This is a genomic window from Actomonas spartinae (assembly GCF_051209155.1).
Taxonomy (GTDB): Bacteria; Verrucomicrobiota; Verrucomicrobiia; order Opitutales; family Opitutaceae; genus Actomonas.
Window position 1 is genome coordinate 735,706 of the sequence record NZ_JBPJGB010000002.1, and the last position, 18,861, is coordinate 754,566.

Annotated in this window: 13 protein-coding genes; 5 read left to right on the forward strand and 8 right to left on the reverse strand. The window is 65.3% G+C overall.

What is annotated here, in order from left to right:
- Window positions 1-47: 47 nt before the first annotated feature.
- Complete coding sequence (locus tag AC0MRV_RS10915; protein ID WP_472764500.1) at window positions 48-3,335, forward strand: glycosyl hydrolase family 95 catalytic domain-containing protein; 3,288 nt, start codon at window positions 48-50, stop codon at window positions 3,333-3,335.
- An 8-nt stretch (window positions 3,336-3,343) separates the two neighbouring features.
- On the opposite strand, the gene AC0MRV_RS10920 is transcribed toward AC0MRV_RS10915, so the two are convergent.
- Complete coding sequence (locus tag AC0MRV_RS10920; RefSeq protein WP_472764501.1) at window positions 3,344-4,003, reverse strand: DUF6250 domain-containing protein; 660 nt, start codon at window positions 4,001-4,003, stop codon at window positions 3,344-3,346.
- A gap of 111 nt (window positions 4,004-4,114) precedes the next feature.
- Between AC0MRV_RS10920 and AC0MRV_RS10925 the strand changes: the two genes are divergently transcribed.
- A complete protein-coding gene (locus AC0MRV_RS10925) occupies window positions 4,115-5,698 on the forward strand; it encodes a GDSL-type esterase/lipase family protein (protein WP_472764502.1) in 1,584 nt (527 codons plus the stop codon).
- Window positions 5,699-5,714: 16 nt separating this feature from the next.
- Here the strand turns inward: AC0MRV_RS10925 and AC0MRV_RS10930 are convergent, their stop codons facing one another.
- Window positions 5,715-6,812 carry a LacI family DNA-binding transcriptional regulator gene (locus AC0MRV_RS10930; protein ID WP_472764503.1) on the reverse strand — a complete coding sequence of 366 codons (1,098 nt, stop codon included), beginning with the start codon at window positions 6,810-6,812 and terminating at the stop codon, window positions 5,715-5,717.
- 131 nt (window positions 6,813-6,943) lie between these two features.
- On the opposite strand from AC0MRV_RS10930, the gene rhaM reads away from it, so the two are divergent.
- Genes rhaM through AC0MRV_RS10945 form a run of 3 tightly spaced genes read left to right on the forward strand, consistent with a single transcriptional unit; the run spans window position 6,944 to window position 13,265 of the window.
- Window positions 6,944-7,258 carry an L-rhamnose mutarotase gene (gene rhaM / locus AC0MRV_RS10935; protein WP_472764504.1) on the forward strand — a complete coding sequence of 105 codons (315 nt, stop codon included), beginning with the start codon at window positions 6,944-6,946 and terminating at the stop codon, window positions 7,256-7,258.
- A gap of 17 nt (window positions 7,259-7,275) precedes the next feature.
- Window positions 7,276-10,026 (forward strand): exo-rhamnogalacturonan lyase family protein, encoded by a 2,751-nt coding sequence (locus tag AC0MRV_RS10940; RefSeq protein WP_472764505.1) that lies wholly within the window; start codon window positions 7,276-7,278, stop codon window positions 10,024-10,026.
- Between the two features lie 11 nt (window positions 10,027-10,037).
- Entirely contained in the window at window positions 10,038-13,265 is a 3,228-nt protein-coding gene (locus AC0MRV_RS10945) for a DUF5107 domain-containing protein (protein WP_472764506.1), read from the forward strand.
- Between the two features lie 35 nt (window positions 13,266-13,300).
- Here the strand turns inward: AC0MRV_RS10945 and AC0MRV_RS10950 are convergent, their stop codons facing one another.
- The 6 genes from AC0MRV_RS10950 to AC0MRV_RS10975 all read right to left on the reverse strand — a co-directional run bounded on the left by AC0MRV_RS10950 (window position 13,301) and on the right by AC0MRV_RS10975 (window position 18,815).
- Window positions 13,301-13,825 carry a hypothetical protein gene (locus tag AC0MRV_RS10950; RefSeq protein WP_472764507.1) on the reverse strand — a complete coding sequence of 175 codons (525 nt, stop codon included), beginning with the start codon at window positions 13,823-13,825 and terminating at the stop codon, window positions 13,301-13,303.
- Window positions 13,826-13,888: 63 nt separating this feature from the next.
- A complete protein-coding gene (locus tag AC0MRV_RS10955; protein WP_472764508.1) occupies window positions 13,889-14,011 on the reverse strand; it encodes a hypothetical protein in 123 nt (40 codons plus the stop codon).
- Between the two features lie 61 nt (window positions 14,012-14,072).
- Window positions 14,073-14,435: a hypothetical protein gene (locus AC0MRV_RS10960; protein ID WP_472764509.1), complete on the reverse strand. Its 363-nt coding sequence runs from the start codon at window positions 14,433-14,435 to the stop codon at window positions 14,073-14,075.
- A 12-nt stretch (window positions 14,436-14,447) separates the two neighbouring features.
- Complete coding sequence (locus tag AC0MRV_RS10965) at window positions 14,448-15,812, reverse strand: TolB-like translocation protein (protein ID WP_472764510.1); 1,365 nt, start codon at window positions 15,810-15,812, stop codon at window positions 14,448-14,450.
- A 13-nt stretch (window positions 15,813-15,825) separates the two neighbouring features.
- Window positions 15,826-17,400: an alpha-N-arabinofuranosidase gene (locus tag AC0MRV_RS10970; protein ID WP_472764511.1), complete on the reverse strand. Its 1,575-nt coding sequence runs from the start codon at window positions 17,398-17,400 to the stop codon at window positions 15,826-15,828.
- The gene (locus AC0MRV_RS10975) at window positions 17,397-18,815 is read right to left on the reverse strand and encodes a sodium:solute symporter family transporter (protein WP_472764512.1); all 1,419 of its coding nucleotides are present in this window, start codon (window positions 18,813-18,815) and stop codon (window positions 17,397-17,399) included. The genes AC0MRV_RS10970 and AC0MRV_RS10975 overlap by 4 nt, the downstream gene beginning before the upstream one ends.
- Window positions 18,816-18,861 lie beyond the last annotated feature (46 nt).

Consider the following 18,861-nt stretch of genomic DNA (forward strand, 5'->3'; position numbering starts at 1 on the left):
CACGAATGAACGCAGCTGGACCCGGATCAGTGAAATCGAAGTCATCTGTGTTCAGCCGTGTTCTTTGGTGCTTAAAAAGCGCCCTGCTGGTCCTCTGCTGTGTCGCGCCCGCGCGCGCCGCCGACACCGCCTACCTTTTCACCTACTTCACGGGCAATGGCACCGATGGCCTGCACCTGCTTTGGAGTGAGGACGGCTTCAAATGGCATCCGCTCAACGAGGGTCGGTCGGTTCTGCCGGCGACCATCGGCCAAGGTGAAAAACTCATGCGCGATCCGTGTGTGGCGCGTGGTCCCGACGGCACCTACCACATGGTCTGGACCAGTGGTTGGAACGAGAATCACATCGGCTACGCGTCCACCACCGACTTCATCACCTGGTCCACTCCGCGCGCGATCCCGGTCATGGCGCACGAACCGACCGTGCGAAACTCGTGGGCTCCGGAGGTGTTTTACGACGATGCGGCGGGCGAATTTGTGATCTTCTGGGCGTCCACGATGCCGGACCGTTTTACCGAAACCGCCGGCACGTCCGAGAGTGCCTACAATCATCGCATGTATGCGACCGCCACGCGGGACTGGCAGACATTCACCCCGACCCGGGTCTTCTATGATCCGGGGTTCAGTGTGATCGACGCCACTTTCCTGCGCGATGACGCGGGGGCGTTGCACTGGATCGTGAAGGACGAGACGGTGAATCCGCCCAGAAAACACCTGCGCGTGGCCCCCGCGGCGACGGCGCAAGGCCCCTTTGGCGAACTCGGTTCCCCCATCACGCCGGCGGGCGTTTGGGTCGAGGGCCCCACCGCCTTCATGGCCGACGGCGCGGCGATTCTGCTCTACGATGCGTATCGAGACCGTCACTACGGTGCGCTCCGCTCGAATGATCTGGTGCATTGGGAGGATGCGTCGGCCGAGCTCGAGCTGCCCTTTGAGGGCACGCCTGAGCGAGTGCGCCATGGCACGGTGATCGCAGTGCCGCGTGAGCTGGTGGACCGTCTGCGCGATCCGCGCAGCTGGCCGGAGCGCCACGTGACCTTTGACGCCCCGGCGGATCACTTCACCGCCGCGATTCCGCTGGGCAACGGTCGACTGGGGGCGATGCCTTTCGGCGATCCGATCCGCGAACGTATCGTGCTCAACGAAACCGGTATGTGGTCGGGTTCACCGCAGGATTCCGACCGGCCCGACGCCGCCGCGGCCCTGCCGGAAATCCGCCGCCTGTTGCTGACCGGCGACAACGCGGCCGCCGAGCAGCTTGTCGCGGCCAACTTCACCGCCGCCGGCGCCGGTTCGGGACATGGGCGCGGCGCCGATGTCCCCTACGGTTCGTATCAGTTGCTGGCGGATCTTTGGCTCGAGTTTGACCGACCCTTTGAGGGCGCCTCGTTTTCGGACTATCACCGTTCTCTCGATCTCGCCGATGCCATCGCTTACACCCGCTACGTCCAGGGGGGCACCACCTTTCGGCGTGAGACCTTTGTTAGTCAGCCGCACGAGGTCGTGGTGTCGCAGCTGACGGCCGATCGCGGTGGGCAGATCAGTTTTACGTTGCGTCTCGATCGACCGGAACGGTTCACCACCGTCGCTACGGCTGATGGTCTTTTGCTGACTGGCCAGCTCAACGATGGCGTCGACGATGCGCACGGGGTGCGCTTCGCCGCGGGGGTGAAACTTCAGGTCCGGGGAGGAAACGTAACATCCTACGAAGACGGCACCATCCGAGTTGACGCCGCCAACGCCGTTACGGTGCTGGCCGCTGGGATCACCGACATGAGGTCTTTTGCCGGTCGTCGCTCCGATGATCCCGCCGCGACCGTGGCGGCCGATCTCGCCGCCGCGGCGGAGGTCTCCTATTCGGTCCTCCGCAACGCTCACGTCGCGCACCATCGGTCGTTCTACGATCGCGTCGCCCTGCATCTCGATGGCCCCGCCCCGCCTATGCCGACAACGGCCGCCCGCCTGGCGGCGCAATGGGACGGGGCGAACGATCCACGCCTGGCCCAGCTCTACTTCGACTTTGGCCGCTACCTGCTCATCGCCTCGTCGCGGCCGGGTGGACTGCCCGCCAACCTGCAGGGCTTGTGGGCCGATGGCGTGCAGACGACCTGGAATGGCGACTGGCACCTCAACATCAACGTGCAGATGAATTATTGGCCGGCCGAGGTGTGCAACCTGAGTGAACTGCACGATCCGCTCTTTTCCCTTGTCGAATCGCTCACTGGACCCGGGGCCGTGACCGCACGCAAATATTACGATGCCGATGGCTGGGTCGCCCACGTGCTCTCGAACCCCTGGGGTTTCACTTCGCCTGGAGAAGGCGCCAACTGGGGCGCGACCACCACGGGGTCGGCCTGGCTCTGCCAACACCTGTGGGACCACTACCTCTTCAACGGCGATGCGGCGTTCCTGCAGCGGGCCTATCCGCTGATGAAAGGTTCGGCGAAGTTTTATCTCGATATGCTCATCGCCGAGCCGTCGCACAACTGGCTGGTGACGGCGCCGGCCAACTCACCGGAGAACGGCTTCATTTTGCCCGATGGCTCCACCGCGCACGTTTGCATGGGGCCGACCTTCGACAATCAAGTGCTGCGCTACCTGTTTGAAGCCACCATCGCCGCGGCCGAGGAGCTCGGTGTCGACGCCGAGCTGCGCCAACGATGGCGGGCGGCAGCCGATCGCCTGCCCCCCACTCGCATCGGTGCCGACGGCACCATCATGGAGTGGTTGGAGGATTATGCGGACGCCGATCCGCAGCACCGTCACATCTCCCACCTCTGGGGATTGTATCCGGGCCACGAGATTCATCCGAGCACGACGCCCGAACTGGCCACCGCCGCGGCGGCCACGCTCGACTTGCGCGGCGACGGTGGCACGGGCTGGTGCCTTGCCCACAAGCTCGCGCTCTGGGCGCGGCTCGGCAATGGCGGCCGCGCCGCCGACATCCTGCGTTCCCTGTTGAAACCGGCCGGGCAAAAAGACGGTATCACGGTGCACGGCGGCGGCACGTATCCAAATCTCATGGACGCCCATCCTCCGTTCCAGATCGACGGCAACTTCGGCGGCACCGCGGCCATCGCGGAACTGCTCCTGCAGAGTGAGCCCGGTGTTCTCCACCTCCTGCCGGCGCTGCCTTCTGGTTGGTCAGAGGGCAGCGTGCGTGGACTCCGTGCCCGCGGCGGCGTCGAAGTCGACCTCATGTGGGCCGGCGGGAAACTCACCGCAGCTACCTTCACCAGCGAACGCGAGCAGCTGATCACGCTGCGGGTGGGCGACGACGAAATGAATCTGACGCTCGCCGCCGGAGAGCCTGCCTCGATTCGGCTGTCACGCTAGGCGGTCGGCTATTCTCCCTCGACGACTTCGAAGGATGTGACGCGGGTGGTGCTGTCGACCGTGCGAAAGCCGAACCAGCCGCGGAGCAGGGGCTCGGGGTCTTTGAAGGCGTAGATGACTTCGCCGTCGCGCGTGTAGCTGACACGGCCGTCGGCCGAGACCGCCAGCTCGATGGTGTAGGTGTGATCCGGAATCAGGAGGAACTCCGGCGTGCGCAGGTCGTTCTGTTTGTCCAGCGGCCGTGCGCCGGTGCCGTCGTAACGACGGAAACGCGTCGTGCTGTTGGTGTTGCCGCCGTAGCCGACATAATAGAGTCGCAGTTGGTCGTAGGTTGCGAACTTGCCGGTGCGGCCGTGCCCCTCGGCAAACAAGTCGTGCGGGTGATCCGGATCGGTGGCCATCCAGAAACAGTTCAGGTCCGACACCCGGCCCGCCGAAGTCACTGTAATTTGATAGCGGATACGCACGGGGGCCTGCAGTTCCTCCCGCCACCACACGGTGCAGCCGGCGGCGTCGGTGATGACCAGCGCGCCGTCCTCCATCACCACCGTGCCGCCGGGTTGTTGCTCGACGACCCATTGGTCGAGTCGGCCGGGCTTGAGCACGGCGGATTCGGCCTGCAGTGAGAGCACCAACAGGGGCAGGAGGGGCAGCAGTCGGAGTCGCATGACGCAGGGAATGGGGGCGGGGCAGGGTTGTCAGTGCCGGAATAATTCGGACTGTCTTTCCGTGCCCGAAGGCGACCCAGCCGCCATCCTGATTTGGTTTTCCCCAACCCCATGAAACTCCGTCTCCTTTTCCTGTCACTCTGCGCTGCCATCTCACTTTTGTCGGCGGCCGACGCCCCCCCCGCGCTTGATCCCGCCTTGCCGACCCTGTTCATCGCCGGCGACTCCACCGCCGCCCGCAACGGCAACCCCGATATCCAGGGCTGGGCCGAGCCTTTCGCGACGTTGTTTGATGCCGAAAAAGTGAACATCGCCAACCGGGCGCGGGGAGGACGCAGCAGCCGCACCTTCATGGCCGAGGGGCTTTGGGCGAAACTGTTGGCGGAGTTGAAAGCTGGCGACGTGGTGATCCTCCAGTTCGGCCACAATGACGGTAGCCCGGTCAATGAAGACGAGTCAGTGCCGGAGTCGCGCCGACGTTCGCGCGGCAGTTTGCCGGGGCTGGGAGAGGAGACCGTGGAGATCGACAACATTGTCACCGGTGAGCACGAGATCGTGCGCACCTTCGGCTCCTACCTGCAGCAGATGATCGACGAGGTGCGCGCCCATGAGGCGACGCCCGTGCTGGCCTCGCTCACCGTGCGTGACCGCTGGGAGGATGGTCGGGTCGAGCGCGGCTCGGGTCACTACCGCGAGTGGATCCGTGAGCTCGCGACCCGCAACGAACTGGGCTTCGTCGACCTCACCCGCCTCATCGCCGACACCTTTCAGGCGCTGGGCGAGCCGGCGGCGAAGACCTTTTTCACTGCCGACTACGTGCACACCAACGACGAGGGTGCCCGGCTCAATGCCGCCTTCATGTTGAGCGGCCTCAAGGGCCTGCGTCGCGGCAAGATCGACCGCCTCGACGACTGGCTCAACCGCACCGGCGCCGGTGTGCCGAGCGACTCCATCGGTTGGCTCGCCCTGCCCGAGCCGGCCAACCCCAAGCTGCCGTCCATTGTGCTCATTGGTGACTCCACCGTGCGCAACGGCGGGGGCGACGGAGGCGGCGGCCAGTGGGGCTGGGGTGAGCCGCTGGCGCAGATCCTTGATCCCGACGAAGTCAACGTGGTGAACCGCGCCATCGGCGGACTCAGTTCGCGCACCTTTCTTACCCAGGGCCACTGGGACCGCGCCAAGACCCTGATCAAACCCGGTGACTGGGTGCTCATGCAGTTTGGGCACAACGACGCCGCGCCGCTCACCGACGACCGCCGCGCGCGCGGCACGATTCGCACCGCTGGCGACGAGACCCAAGCCGTCTACAACCTGCTCACGCACGAGACCGAAGTGGTGCGCACCTACGGGTCCTACCTACGTGGATACATCAACGATATCCGGGCGCTCGGTGCGCACCCGGTGATTTGCACGCCGGTGCCGCGCAAGATTTGGGATGAGGAGACGGGCCTCATCGAGCGCAACGGCGGCGGATTTCCCGCGATCGCCCGCGAAGTGGCGGCGGCGGAGCGCGTGTCGCTTATCGACCTGAACGAGCTGGTCGCCACTCGCTACGATGCGCTCAGCCGCGACGAGGTGGAAGCGATGTTTGCCGACGAGCGCACCCACACCTCGTGGGCGGGCGCGGAGCTCACGGCGCAGGTGGTCGCGGATGCGCTGGCCCTGTTGATGAGCGAAGCTCCGAACGCGCCCTGAGCTCAGACCACGGCCCTTAGCGGGACGAAACTTTGCGGCCGGCTGTCTTCTTGGCCGGGGCTTTCTTCTTGGCTGTAGCCCTGGCCGTCGTCGGCTTCTTGGCCGGGAGGGTGTAGCCTTCGACCAGCAGGGCTGAGATGGTGGTCAACGACGGTTGTGACGGCACGCCGAGTTCGTTGTGCAACAACTGGGCGGTCACGAGTTCGGCCGCGCGAGCGCCGAGTTGGCCGGATTGCAGATCGAGGCAGGCGCTGTCGGCCGGCGCACGCAGGGAATTGAGGGCGACGTAACCGTGGGTTTCGGGCACCTTGGCCCCGGATTTTTTCATCCACCCGAGCGCGTCGCCATCGTGGCCAAACACAACGTCGGGTTGATACTGTTCGAACCACTCCCGGAAGTTTTTCTCGGTGATCGAACCCACGCGCAGTGGCGGAACTTCCGTGATGTCCGGCAGGTATTTTTGCAGGGCGACAAAGGCTCCTTCCCAGCGGAACTGCAGGCGCTCGTCCAAGGGGATCTCCATATAGAGCCCCGGCCGCCGGTAGCCGCGTCGATGCACCTCGTGGAGCAGCGCCACCATCGAGCGGTAGTGGTCGGAACAGACACAGTGCAAACCGGGGCGATCGATGAAGTAGTCGGTGTAGACGGCCGTGTAGCGGTTCCAGTTGAGATCCGACAAATCCGGGAAACCAACCGCGGGCAGGATGATGAGTGCCTGGATGCCGCGCGTATGCAGGATCGTGTCGAGGCGCTTGAGGTGCATACCGTTCGGCCCGACCTCAAAACGTTCCACTTTAAACCCCAGTTCGCTGGCGCGCAGGTTGATGCCGGCCACGACCGCATCGGCATAGCGCTGGGCATGTTGGGAGCGGTTGGTCGGCACGAAGTCGATCGCGCCGATCACGCCGCGGAAATCCTGTCCGCCCGAGCGGCGCAGCAAGGACATCACGGTGCCGGTGAGGGGATTGCGTTGGTAGCCAGCGGCTTCGGCCGCCGCGATCACCCGTTTGATGGTGTCCTGTTTCACGCGCGGCGAACCCCGGAGGGCGTCGGACACGGTGGTGCGGGAGAGACCAAGTTGCTTGGCCAGGGAGCGCAGGGTGGGGTTTGGCATGCGAACTGTCCGAAGACAGGTTGCGCCGCACTTGGTTTCAAACAAATTCGGACTGTCCTCCCGGTGCCTCGTGGCGACGTTCACCCCGCCGCGTTGAAGTGCCCGTCACCCCAACCCCTTTTGTCCGAACCATGATTCGCCAAGCCTTTGTGATGTCCGTCGCTGCCGGACAGGAAGCTGAATACGAGCGTCGCCACCGCCCCATCTGGCCCGAGTTGGAGGCCGTGCTCAAAAGCCACGGTGTGCACAACTACTCCATCTTTTTGCATGCTGAAACGCGCCAGCTCTTCGCCTACGCCGAGATCGAGGATGAGGCGCGTTGGAACGCCATCGCCCAAACGCCTGAATGCCAGAAGTGGTGGGCGCACATGGGCGACATCATGCCGGCCAATCCCGACAACAGTCCTGTCAGCCAACCCCTGCGCGAGGTCTTCCACCTCGATTAACCCTTTCTCGACTCGCCATGAAACCCGTTACCCGCCGCGACTTCGTTCGCACCGCCGCTTTCGCCACCGCCGCCGCCAAGTTTGTCTCCACCGCCCGCGCCCAAACGCCGGGCACCGTCGCGCCCGCCATGCCACGTGCTTCCGCCGCGGGGGCCGCGCCGGTGCGGTGGCTGGATGGCGTGCCGCCGGCTCAGTTTGGCGGTGCCACGTGGGGCCTGTCCTGGCCGCAGGGGCAACACCGGGATGCGGGGAGCTTGACGATGAAAAGCGCGGACGGCGCCGCGGTGCCGGTGCAGTCCTGGCCACTGGCTACTTGGCCCGATGGTTCGCTCAAGTGGAGTGCCCACGCGGTGCCGGCCGACGTGCCCCTGGCCGATCACTACGAGGTGTCCACGGGCGCTTCGGTCACTCCGGCGCGTCCGCTTTCCGCTCGGGAAAACGCCGCTGGCATCACCGTCGACACTGGCGTGATCAAGGCGCGCATCGCGAAGTCCGGCGGTGTGCTGGTGCCGGAGATCACGCGGGGCGGGGAGGTCATCGCGCGCGACGGACGTTTGGTGTGCCTGCTGGAGGATCGCAGCCAACCGGGTGTGACGCGCCAGCATGGCTTTGATGGCGTGATCGACGCCGTGACCCTGGAGCAGGACGGCCCGGTGCGCGCCGTGGTGAAGCTGGAGGGGCGTCACAGTGATGGCGATCGCCAGTGGCTGCCGTTTGTGGTGCGGCTCTACTTTTACGCCGGCGGCGACCGGATGCGGGTCATGCACACGATCACGTTCGACGGTAACGAAAACCAGGACTTCATCACCGGTCTGGGCCTGCGATTCGACGTGGCCCTGCGGGGGGCGCTGCACGATCGCCATGTGCGTTTTGCGGGTCAAGACGACGGCCTCTTCGGCGAAGCGGTGCGGGGTATCACCGGCCTGCGGCGTTATCCCGGTCGTGACGTGGTCGAGGCACAGGTGGCGGGCACCGCCACGCCGCCTCTCAGCGAGTGGGATGAGCGCGTGTCATCCCGACTTGAATACATCGCGGCCTACGATCAGTGGACCCTCAGCCAACCCAATGCGGATGGTTTCCAAATCCGAAAACGCACCCAGGAAGGTTACACTTGGCTGACCGCGGCGCAGGGCCAGCGCGCCGGCGGCTACGGTTATGTGGGCACCCCGGCGGGCGGTCTGGGTTTCGGTCTGCGCAACTTCTGGCAGAGTTATCCGGCGGGTTTCGACGTCACCGGTGCCACCACCGACGCGGCGACCGTGACGGTCTGGATGTGGTCGCCGGACGCGCCGGCGATGGACCTGCGTTCCTATCACGACGGGCTTGGGCAGGACACCTACGCCAAACAATACAATGGCGGGCTCGAGATCACTTACGAGGACTACGAGCCCGGCTTCGACACCCCGATGGGCGTGGCGCGGACCAGCGAACTGTTTCTCGATTTCTGCGGGGCGACGCCATCGCGCGAGGCCCTGGCCGAGCTGGCCGCGACGACGCGGGAACCGGCCGTCCTCACGACCACGCCCGAGCATCTGAGCGCAACGGGGGTGTTTGGCGGCACCGATATCTGGCAGCCGGTCGATCGTTCCGACGCCGCCCGGGCCCGCATCGAGGACAAGCTCGATTGGTATTTCGATTTTTACCACGACCAACGTGAGCAGCGCCGCTGGTATGGGTATTGGAATTATGGTGACGTCATGCACACCTATGACAGCGATCGTCATGAGTGGCGCTACGATGTGGGGGGCTTCGCCTGGGATAACTCCGAGCTCTCAACCGATATCTGGCTGTGGCTCGCCTTTCTTCGCAGCGGTCGGGCGGACATCTTTCGTTTTGCGGAGGCGATGTGCCGCCACACCGGCGAGGTTGATGTGCATCACATCGGCAAGTTCGCGCCACTCGGTTCCCGGCACAATGTCCTGCACTGGGGCTGCAGCGCGAAACAGTTGCGCATCAGCACGGCCATTAACCGCCGCTACTATTACTACCTGACCGGTGACGAGCGCACCGGCGATCTCATGCGCGCGCAGATCGAAGCCGGTCGCGCGCTGCTGCGCGTGCCGCCGGGCCGCAAGCTGGCGCATGCCGCGAATCAGGGGGACCTCGATCGCGGTGAGAACCAGGGGGACCAGATCGGTCTGAGCCTCGGCACTGACTGGGGTTCGCTGGCGGGCGCTTGGTTGACCGAATGGGAACGCACCGGCAGCGAGTTGATGCGCACCCGGCTCGTGAACGGCATGCGCACCATCGGCGCGCAGCCCAATGGATTCTTCAGTGCGGGCATGACCATGAACCTCAATACGGGCGAGTTCACCCTCGCGGCGCCCGATGCCATGGGCATTTCCCATCTCAACGCCGTTTTTGGTTTGGTCGAGGTGTGTGCGGAGTTGATTCAGAACTTCGACGTGCCGGAGTTCCGCCGCGCTTGGCTGCAATATTGCGAGCTCTACAGCGCGCCCGACGAAGTGCAGACCGCTCAGCTCGGCCGCGCTTTCCGCGGCAACAACCTGCGCCAAGGCCACGCGCGCCTCACCGCCTATGCGGCGGTCAAGCTGGGACGGGCCGACCTGGCGGCGCGCGCCTGGGATGAGTTCAAAGGCAACAATCGTTGGGAAACCGTCACCCCGGAGCGCACCCGCGTGGAGGGACCCGATGTCCTGCGGCCGGTGGACGAAGCCCGCGGCGTGTCGACCAACGGCACCGCCCAATGGGGCCTCGCCGCCATCGAGTGCCTCGCCCTCGTCGGGGACACTTGGCCGGCTGAATAGGGCTTTCGCCGATGCCGAAGGGAACCGTCTCCGTTCGCGACGAACAACTGGTGTTGCCGACCTATGAGCCGGCGGCGCCGGAGCGGCATCCGCTGTTCTTGGAGAAACGGGTCTATCAGGGGTCCAGTGGCCGGGTGTATCCGTTGCCGGTGATCGATCGCATCGCGGAGAAACCGCGGCCGCGAGCGTGGCGGGCGATCACCTTGGAGAATTGTTTTATGCGGGTCGTGATTCTGCCCGAGCTCGGTGGCCGCGTTCATCGGCTGTGGGACAAATCCAGTGGGACCGATGTCATCTACCACCAGCCGGTCATCAAACCCGCGCTGGTGGGGCTGGCGGGGCCGTGGATCAGCGGCGGCATCGAGTTCAACTGGCCGCAGCATCACCGGCCTTCTACCTTCATGCCGGCCGACGCGGTCATCGAGCAACTGCCTGCCGGCGGGGTGGTGGTCTGGTTGTCCGAGCACGATCCGATGACGCGAATGAAAGGCATGCACGGTGTCTGCCTCGAGCCCGATCGCGCCGCTCTCGAGCTGCGCGTGCGCGTGCACAACCGCACGGACGACACGCAGACCTTCCTCTGGTGGGCCAACGTCGCGACCGAAGTGCACGAGCGCTACCAGTCCTTCTTCCCGCCGGACGTCACCATGGTGGCCGATCATGCCAAACGCGCGGTCAGTTCCTTCCCGCACTGCGCGGGCCACTACTACGGCGTCGATTATGCCGCGCGGGCCCGCACGGGTGTGCCCACCGCCGAAACTCCGCCGAAGTATCCGATCAATGGTGACATCGTATCGCCGGACGACCTGTCCTGGTATGCCAACATCCCGGTGCCCACCTCCTACATGGCGGTGGGGTCGCGCGACGATTTTTTCGGTGGTTACGATCACCGCGCCCAAGTAGGGCTCATGCATGTGGCCGACCACCACATCGCGCCAGGCAAGAAGCAGTGGACCTGGGGCAACCACGACTTCGGCTACGCGTGGGATCGCAACCTCACCGACGCCCGCGACGACGGTTCGTATCCGCCATACATTGAGCTCATGGCGGGGGTGTTCACCGACAACCAACCGGACTTCGCCTTCCTCCAGCCCGGTGAAACCAAAACCTGGATACAGACTTGGTATCCGTTTCACGGGATCGGCCCGGCCATCGCGGCCAACACCGAGGCCGCGCTCAGCTTCCGCCGCACCCAATCCACCCTCCACCTCGGCGTCGCCACCACAAGTGAGCACGCCCAACTCCATGTTCGGGTTACGAACATGGCGGGGAAAGTCGTTCATGAGGAGCGGGTTGGGGTGGGGCCGGGGCGGCCCTGGTTGAGGGACTTGCGGGTGCGGGGCAAAGTGCGCGTGGCGGTCGGCGAGTTGCTGGTGTTCGACGAGGCGGCGAAAAGGGCGGCGGCACCGTTGGAAACCGCCAGCGAACCGCCGGCGCCGAGTGAGATCGCGAGTGCCGACGAGCTTTACGTGACCGGCCTTCATTTGGAGCAATACCGCCATGCGACGCGCGACCCGGTGGCCTACTGGCGTGAGGCGCTGCGCCGTGATCCGGGTGATGCCCGCTGCAACCTGGCGCTGGGCCGCTGGCATCTGCGGCGCGGTGAGTTCGAGGCGGCGGAGACGTGTCTGCAGCGCAGCGTGGCGCGGGCGACGCAACGCAACCCGAATCCGGCGGACGGCGAAGCGCATTTTCAGTTGGGTCGTTGTCTGGTCGCGCTGGAACGTTGGACCGAGGCCGAAGAGGCGTTTGGCAAAGCGCAGTGGAATCAGGCTTGGACGGCGGCGTCCGGGCGGGCGTTGGCGGAACTGGCGTGTCGACGAGGCCACTGGCGTTTGGCGGATGAACGCCTGGCTCAAGCGGCGCGGTTCGATCCGGATCATCTTTGGACGCGCTGTTTGCAGGTCCTGGTCTGGCGGGAACTTGCGCGCGATGTGGATGCGCAACAATTGATCGAAGCCACGACCGCGTTGGATCCGGCGCACGGCTTTGCGTGTGAATTGGCGGGGCGGGGTTTTGTGGGTGACAACCGCGTGCGGCTCGATTTTGCCACGGACCTGTGTCGAGCCGGCTTTTTCTCCGCCGCTCTCGACCTGCTCGGCGGCGCCGATATCCGGGCCCGCGATGGTTCATTGCCGCTGATTCACTATGCGCGCGCCCGCCTGTTGGATCAGCTGGGACGCGGGGCGGCCGCCGCGAAGGCGCGGTCCCAGGCTCGGCGAGCTCCGACCGAGGGTGGATTTCCGGCCACGCTCTACGATTTGGCCAACTTGCAGGCCGCGGTGCGCGTCGATCCGAGCGACGCGCTCGCGCATCGATTGCTGGGCTGCTGGCTCTACGATCGCCGCCGTCACGAGGAAGGCATGAACCACTGGCGCCAAGCCGTGCGCCATGATCCGGCGGACGTGGTGGCGTGGCGCTGCCTCGGGATCGGGGCTTTCAACATCAATCGCGATCCGGCGGCAGCGCGGCGGGCCTACGATCGTGCAGTGAAGTTGGCCCCGGACGATGCGCGGTTGATTTACGAACGAGATCAGTTGTGGGCGCGGTGCGGCGAATCGGCCGTCAAACGTCAGCGGGCTCTGGCTCGGCGACTCGATGTGGTTTCGCGGCGCGATGACCTGAGTGTGGTGTGGGCTGAGTTGCTCAATGCGCTCAACCGACCCGCGGAGGCGCTGCGCTACCTGCAGTCGCGCACCTTTCAGCCGTGGGAAGGCGGCGAAGGCGGCGCGCTCGGCCAATATGTGCGGGCGCGTCTGCTGCTGGGCCAAAGTGCCTTGTCCTCCGGTAACGTCGATGAGGCCCGGGCGCAGTTTGCGGCCGCGCGAGAGATTCCGCCGAACCTCGGCGAGGCGCGTCACCTTTTGGCCAATGAAGCGGACGTGCGCTACTGGAACGGGGTGGCAGCGGAGGCGGCGGGTGATCTGTCCGCTGCTCGCGAGCATTGGGAAGCGGCCGCGCGCACAACGCAGGATTTTCAGGGCATGGCGGTGAAGCCGTATTCGGAGCTAACCGAGTTTGCGATCCGATCCCTGCAGAAGCTGGGTCGTCAACGGGAGGCGCGTCAGCTGGCCCGCGGGCTGCGTGATTACGCGCGCACCTTGCGACGCACGCCGGCGAAGATTGACTACTTCGCGACCTCGTTGCCCACGTTGCTGTTGTTCGAGGACGATCTCGACGCGCGGCAGCAAGTGTATGCCGAACGCCTGCTTGAGCAGGCGCAGGCCTTGCTGGCCTAGCCTGGCGCACCATCCCGGGCCGCCTGGGGAGCAGCTTACATCGCGCTTGCGACCAAAAGGAGCAGACCGACGACCAAGAGGATGAGCACGGCCCAAGCGAGGAGGCTGGTCTTGTATTTGATGTGCGGGGTGGCGGCGATGATCTCGCGATACTCGGGGGAGAACACCGTGGCGCCCTTCTTGGACTGCAGGAGGTAGAGGATGTAGCCGTTGATGAGGGTGCCGATGGGGAAGGCGATCAGGCCGATGACCGCAAGGAGCGTGGCGGGCATGCGGCCCTTGGGGTCGAGCAGGCGAAGCCACCGGCCAACGATGATGTAGATGCCGCCCAGCACGAGCGGAATGGCGCTGACTGCCAAGCTTTCCAACGTGGCCCCTCGGCGTTCGATGAGCGCGAGCACCACCCCCGAAGCGGAGCCCAGGATGACGAGGACTGCACCGATAAGGTAGAGCGTGCCGATTGATTGAACTGACGCCTCATGGGTGAGGTGCCGACGGCGAATGGCCTCGGCTTGGTCGTCGCCGGCGGGTGTGGAAGGAATTTCAGGAGGGGGGGGCATGGGATGAAAGCGCGGCCACCCAAACCAAATTCGTGCCGGGACGGAATCCGAATGTGCGCCGGCTCAGGGGTGGCGCACATCGGGCGCCGACAAGGGCGCGGTGGCCTCGTCGTAGGTGCGGGCGAACCAATCTGCGGGGATGGGAACGATGCAGGTATTCAGCGCGCGACCGTCTTCGGACAGCATGGCGGACTGAACCTGGCCATGGTCATGGCGGCTGATCCAAAATGTGTGACGCCGGCGGGACTCATGGCTTGGTCGGCTCGTCGCCGATCATCTTGGCGGACAGGAATGCCGGTGGTTTGGCTTCGATGACCGCGGTCTCAGCCGGCTTTTCCAGATGATGGATCAGCAGGTCGAAGTGACGGTTGATCGCGCGGCGGGTATCCTTGATCACCGTGAGCAGGATCGTGGCGAAGGAGGTGTAGACCGCGAGCCAGATGAAGGGATTGGCCGGACTTACGTGGTTGAAGACGAGCAGAACCACCGCGTGTAGGATCAACAGCCCATAGGTGCGCCAGTAGTCACGAAGTTGGACGACTGGTTCGCGGAGGAGGCGACGGTCGCGCAGATTGGCCAAGATTTCCGCAGGCTTGATGGCAGTGCTCATGATGGTGGAGATTTAAGGTGTGTTGATATCCGGGATGGGCACGGGTGCGGTGGCCTCGTCGTAGGTGCGGGCGAGCCAGTCAGCCGGGATAGGCACGATGCAGATGTTCAGCGCGCGGCCGTCTTCGGACAGCATGGCGGACTGAATCTGGACGCGGGTGCCGTCCATGCTGAAGGTCGGGTGCACGTGGTCGCGGGCGGAAGTTTTGTGGCCGGTGGTCAGCAGGCGCATCTCATGCGTGCGACGGTCGATCAGCCAGAGGTTGCGGGCAAAGTCGTCGCCGACGGCCCAGCGGCCGTCGGGTGACGCGTGCACGTGCCAGAAGCCGCTGCCGGTGCGGGTCTGGCCTTCGATGAAGATTTCGTTGGTGCGCAGGTTGACGATGGCGAGGCCGGTCGGACGCAGTCGGCTGCCGGCTTTGCCCCAGTCGTCGTCCACTCCGATGGGCCGGTGGCCGAGGATCGCGAGGGCGACTTCGTCGGGCCCGGTGATGGCCTCGTGCGTGACCCAGTCGTATTCATTTTCTGGGAACAGGGGGCGCAGGCCACTGCCGTCGGCGCGCACCGTCCAGGTGCGTTGGGGCGACTTGCCGCCGGTTTCCCAACAGAACACGATTTCGCCGGCGACCCAGGGGTTGGCCTGGATGTGGCCGACCTGAAACGGGACGGCGACGACCGGCGAAACCTCACCGGTGGCCAGGTCCATCTTGGCCACCCCGGTGGGACCGGCGCCCATGTTGCGCGGACCAAAGGTCGGCTCGATGGGAGTATCCTTCGGCAGCAGGGGACCGGCGGCTTCGCCGAGCATGCGGAAGTAGACAAAGTCCTCGTTGGCATCCAGCGCGAGCTCCCCGGCACCGTCGTAGGCGAGCGGGATGGTGCCGTGGACGGTGAGGTAACTGTCGGCCGCTTGGAGGGTGCCCGCCGCGCTGTCGGCGAAAAGGCGGGCGAGGTCGACCGACACGACCTCGACGGGCGTGGCGGGATCGCCGCGGCGGCGTGCGGACATCGGTTTGGTGGCCCAGTCGACGTAGCGGTTGTAGAACAGCCGCATCGACTGCTGGGCGATGCAGAGCGAGCCGCGGTAGCCTCCTTCCGTGACCTGCACCATCTCACCGGTGGCTTCATTGACCGCAACGGCGTCGCCGTTGGCACGCCGGGTGCGGAAGATCACCCACTGCCCGTCAGCGGTCCACTGCGGGTGCGTCGGGTAGATCTTGGAATCACCGCCGTCGGTCGTGGTGAGGAAGTTCAGCTCAACCCCGGTCACCGGGTCGGTGACCAACCGCCGCTCCGACGGAAACCTTTGGCCGAGCTCGGCGAAAGCGGGCAGAGCGAGGCTCAGTGACAGGGCAAGTGAGAGGAGTCGACGGGCCATGGTGATCGGCGGTTTAGAGCTCCAGTGCGACGACGGACTTCGCCGGCAGCTCGATGGTGAGGGTTTGGTTGTGCAGGGACGCGCCGTTGAAGGCGGCAGGGCTGACCGTGTCGGGAGCGTCGAATGTATTGTGGGTGTTGATCGTATCGGCGGTGAGGATACGTCCGGTCACACCGGTCGGCGCGGGGCCTTCGATCGTGCAGGTTACGGTCTGCGGGTGCGTCGGGTCGGCGTTGGTGAGGGTGAGGTGCAACCGACCGTCCGCGTCGCGCGAAGCGGAGGCACTGACCGCGGGCATGGTCTCGTCGCCGTGGCTGTAGTCCGGCGAGAGCAGTTGCAGGGGGACGACGGTGGCGCCTTGGTGGACCTTGAACATCTCGAACACGTGATAGGTCGGCGTGCGCAGCATGCGGGGGCCGTCGGTGAGGATCATGGACTGCAGCACGTTGATCGTCTGCGCGATGTTGGCCATGTGGATGCGGTCCGCGTGCTGTTGGAAGATGTGGAAATTCAGCGCGGCGACGAGGGCGTCACGCATGGTGCTTTGCTGGCGCAGGAAACCGGGGTTGGTGCCGGGCTCGACGTTATACCAGGTGCCCCACTCATCGACGATGAGACCGACCTTTTTGTCCGGGTCTTGCGCGTCCATGATGTCACTGTGTTCGGAGACGAGTTCCTCCATGCGCAGGGTGCGGCTGAGGGTGGAGAACCACTGGTCCTCGGCGAAGTCGGTGGCCGAGCCCTTGTCGCTCCAGTTGCCGGTGGGCAGCGTGTAGTAGTGGAGGGAGAGGCCGTTCATGCGGCGCGGGCCGACCTTGGCCATGAGGACCTCCGTCCAGTGGTAATCGGCGACATTGGGTCCGCAGGCGATGCGGTAGATGGGGTTCGCCCGGTCGTAGTTTTTGACGAAGGTGTTATAGCGCCGGTATTGGTCGGCGTAGAACTCGGGCGTCATGCTGCCGCCGCAGCCCCAGCTCTCGTTGCCGACGCCGAGGTAGCGCACGCGCCAGGGTTTGTCGCGGCCGTTGGCGCGGCGCAGATTGGCCATGGGCGAATCGGCATCGGAGGTCATGTATTCGACCCATTCCATCATCTCCTGCACGGTGCCGCTGCCGACGTTGGCGGAGACGTAGGCCTCGCAGCCGAGCAGCTCCACCAAGTCCATGAACTCATGGGTGCCGAAGTGATTGTTCTCCACCACGCCGCCCCAGTGAGTGTTGATCATGGCCGGACGCTTCTCGCGCGGGCCGATGCCGTCCTTCCAATGGTATTCGTCGGCGAAACAACCGCCCGGCCAGCGCAGGACGGGGATGTCGAGCTCGCGCAAGGCGTTGAGCACGTCGTTCCGGATGCCGCGGGTGTTGGGGATGTCGGAGTCTTCGCCGACCCAGATGCCTTCGTAGATACAGTGGCCGAGGTGTTCGGCGAAGTGGCCGTAGATTTCGGGCGCGATGACGGGGCCGGATTGGTCGGAATGCAGGACCAAGGTGGCGGAGCCCGCCTGGGCGGAGGCGGCGACAAAGAGCCCGAGCAGCAGCGCGGGCAACTTGTCTCGTAGGACGTGACAAAGGGCGCGAAGGGGTTTCATGAGCGCAGGGTTTGGGGGTTGAACGTGGCGCGGCGGCCAAAGAGCAGTCGGTTAACGCTGAGGGCAAAAGCGCCGTTGGCCAAGAGGGTGATTGCACCGATATGCACAAAATGAAGGCCGCCCCACAGGCTGGTGCCGGCCCAGTAGGTGAGGGCGCCGAAAATGAGGGTCGCGATGATGGCGCGGGCGTCGATGCCATCGAAGGCGAGACCGATGATGAAGATTGACAGGATCGGGATACTGAAGACCCCGATGAGCTGCTGGATGAGCTGGATAATGCTCTCGGCGCCAATGTAGGCCGGCACGAGCGCGATGCCGAGCAGGGCGAAGAGCACGGAGGTGATCACACTCACTCGCGGCACGGAAGCATTCGGGTTCACGTAGCGCAGGTGCAGGTCGCAGACGTAGAGGGCGGCGGAGCTGTTGAGGGTGGAGTTGAAGCTGGTCATCGTGGCCGCGACCATGGCGGCGGCAAAGGCGCCGGTGAGGCCGGTGGGCAGCACCTCGCGAACGATCGTGCCGTAGGTCGCATCGCCGAGTTCACGGTGGAGCTGGTAGGCGCAGATCCCGGGCACCGCGACCACGATGGGCACAATGGTGGCGCGGATGACGGCGGCGGCGTAGCAGCCGCGCTGGGCCTCGCGGAGGGAGGTGGCGGCGAGGGCGCGCTGGGTGATCGTCTGGTTGGTGCTCCAGTAGTAGAGCTGCCACAGGATCATGCCGGTGAAAAGGATGGGCCAGGGCACCAGCGAGTCGCCGTCGCCGATGAGGGTCAGGCGTTCGGCGGGCACGTTGCTCCAGGACCAGTCTACGCGGTCCATCGCGAGGTAGGAGACGAGCAGCGCCATGCCGAAGAGCAGGAGGCCGCTGTAGGTGTCCGAAATGGCGACCGCGCGGAGTCCGCCGAAGATCGCATAGGCGGCGCCCACGACGGCCACGCCGGTGGCGATGAGGAGCAACGGGATCTCCAGCCCAAAGAGGCTGCGCAGGAAGAGCGCGCTGGTGTAGAGCATCACGGGCAGAAAGACGAAGACGTTGCCGAGCAGGAAGAGGCTGGCGACGGTCGCGCGCACGTGGCGGCTGCCGTAGCGGCGTTCGAGCAGTTCGGTAACGGTGGCGCAACCGAGGCGGTAGTAGACCGGCAGGAATACCCACGCGAGGAGGAGCAGACCGAACACCCCGAACAACTCCCACCAGAGGATGAGCAGCATCTGGTTGCCGTTCCAGCCGACGAGGGTGTCGGTGTTGATGTTGGTGAGGGTGAGCGAGCCGGCGACGAAGACCCAGTTCAACCCGCCGCCGGCGAGGAAGTATTCCCGGGTGTCGGTGCCATCGCGGCGGGCGTGGCGACAATGCCACCACGTGACGGCGGCGATGGCGGCGGTAATGGCCAGAAAAACGGAAAGCTGAAGCATCGGAGGGGCGGCCGAGAGGGGCGGGGGGCGTTGAGCGGAGGCGGAT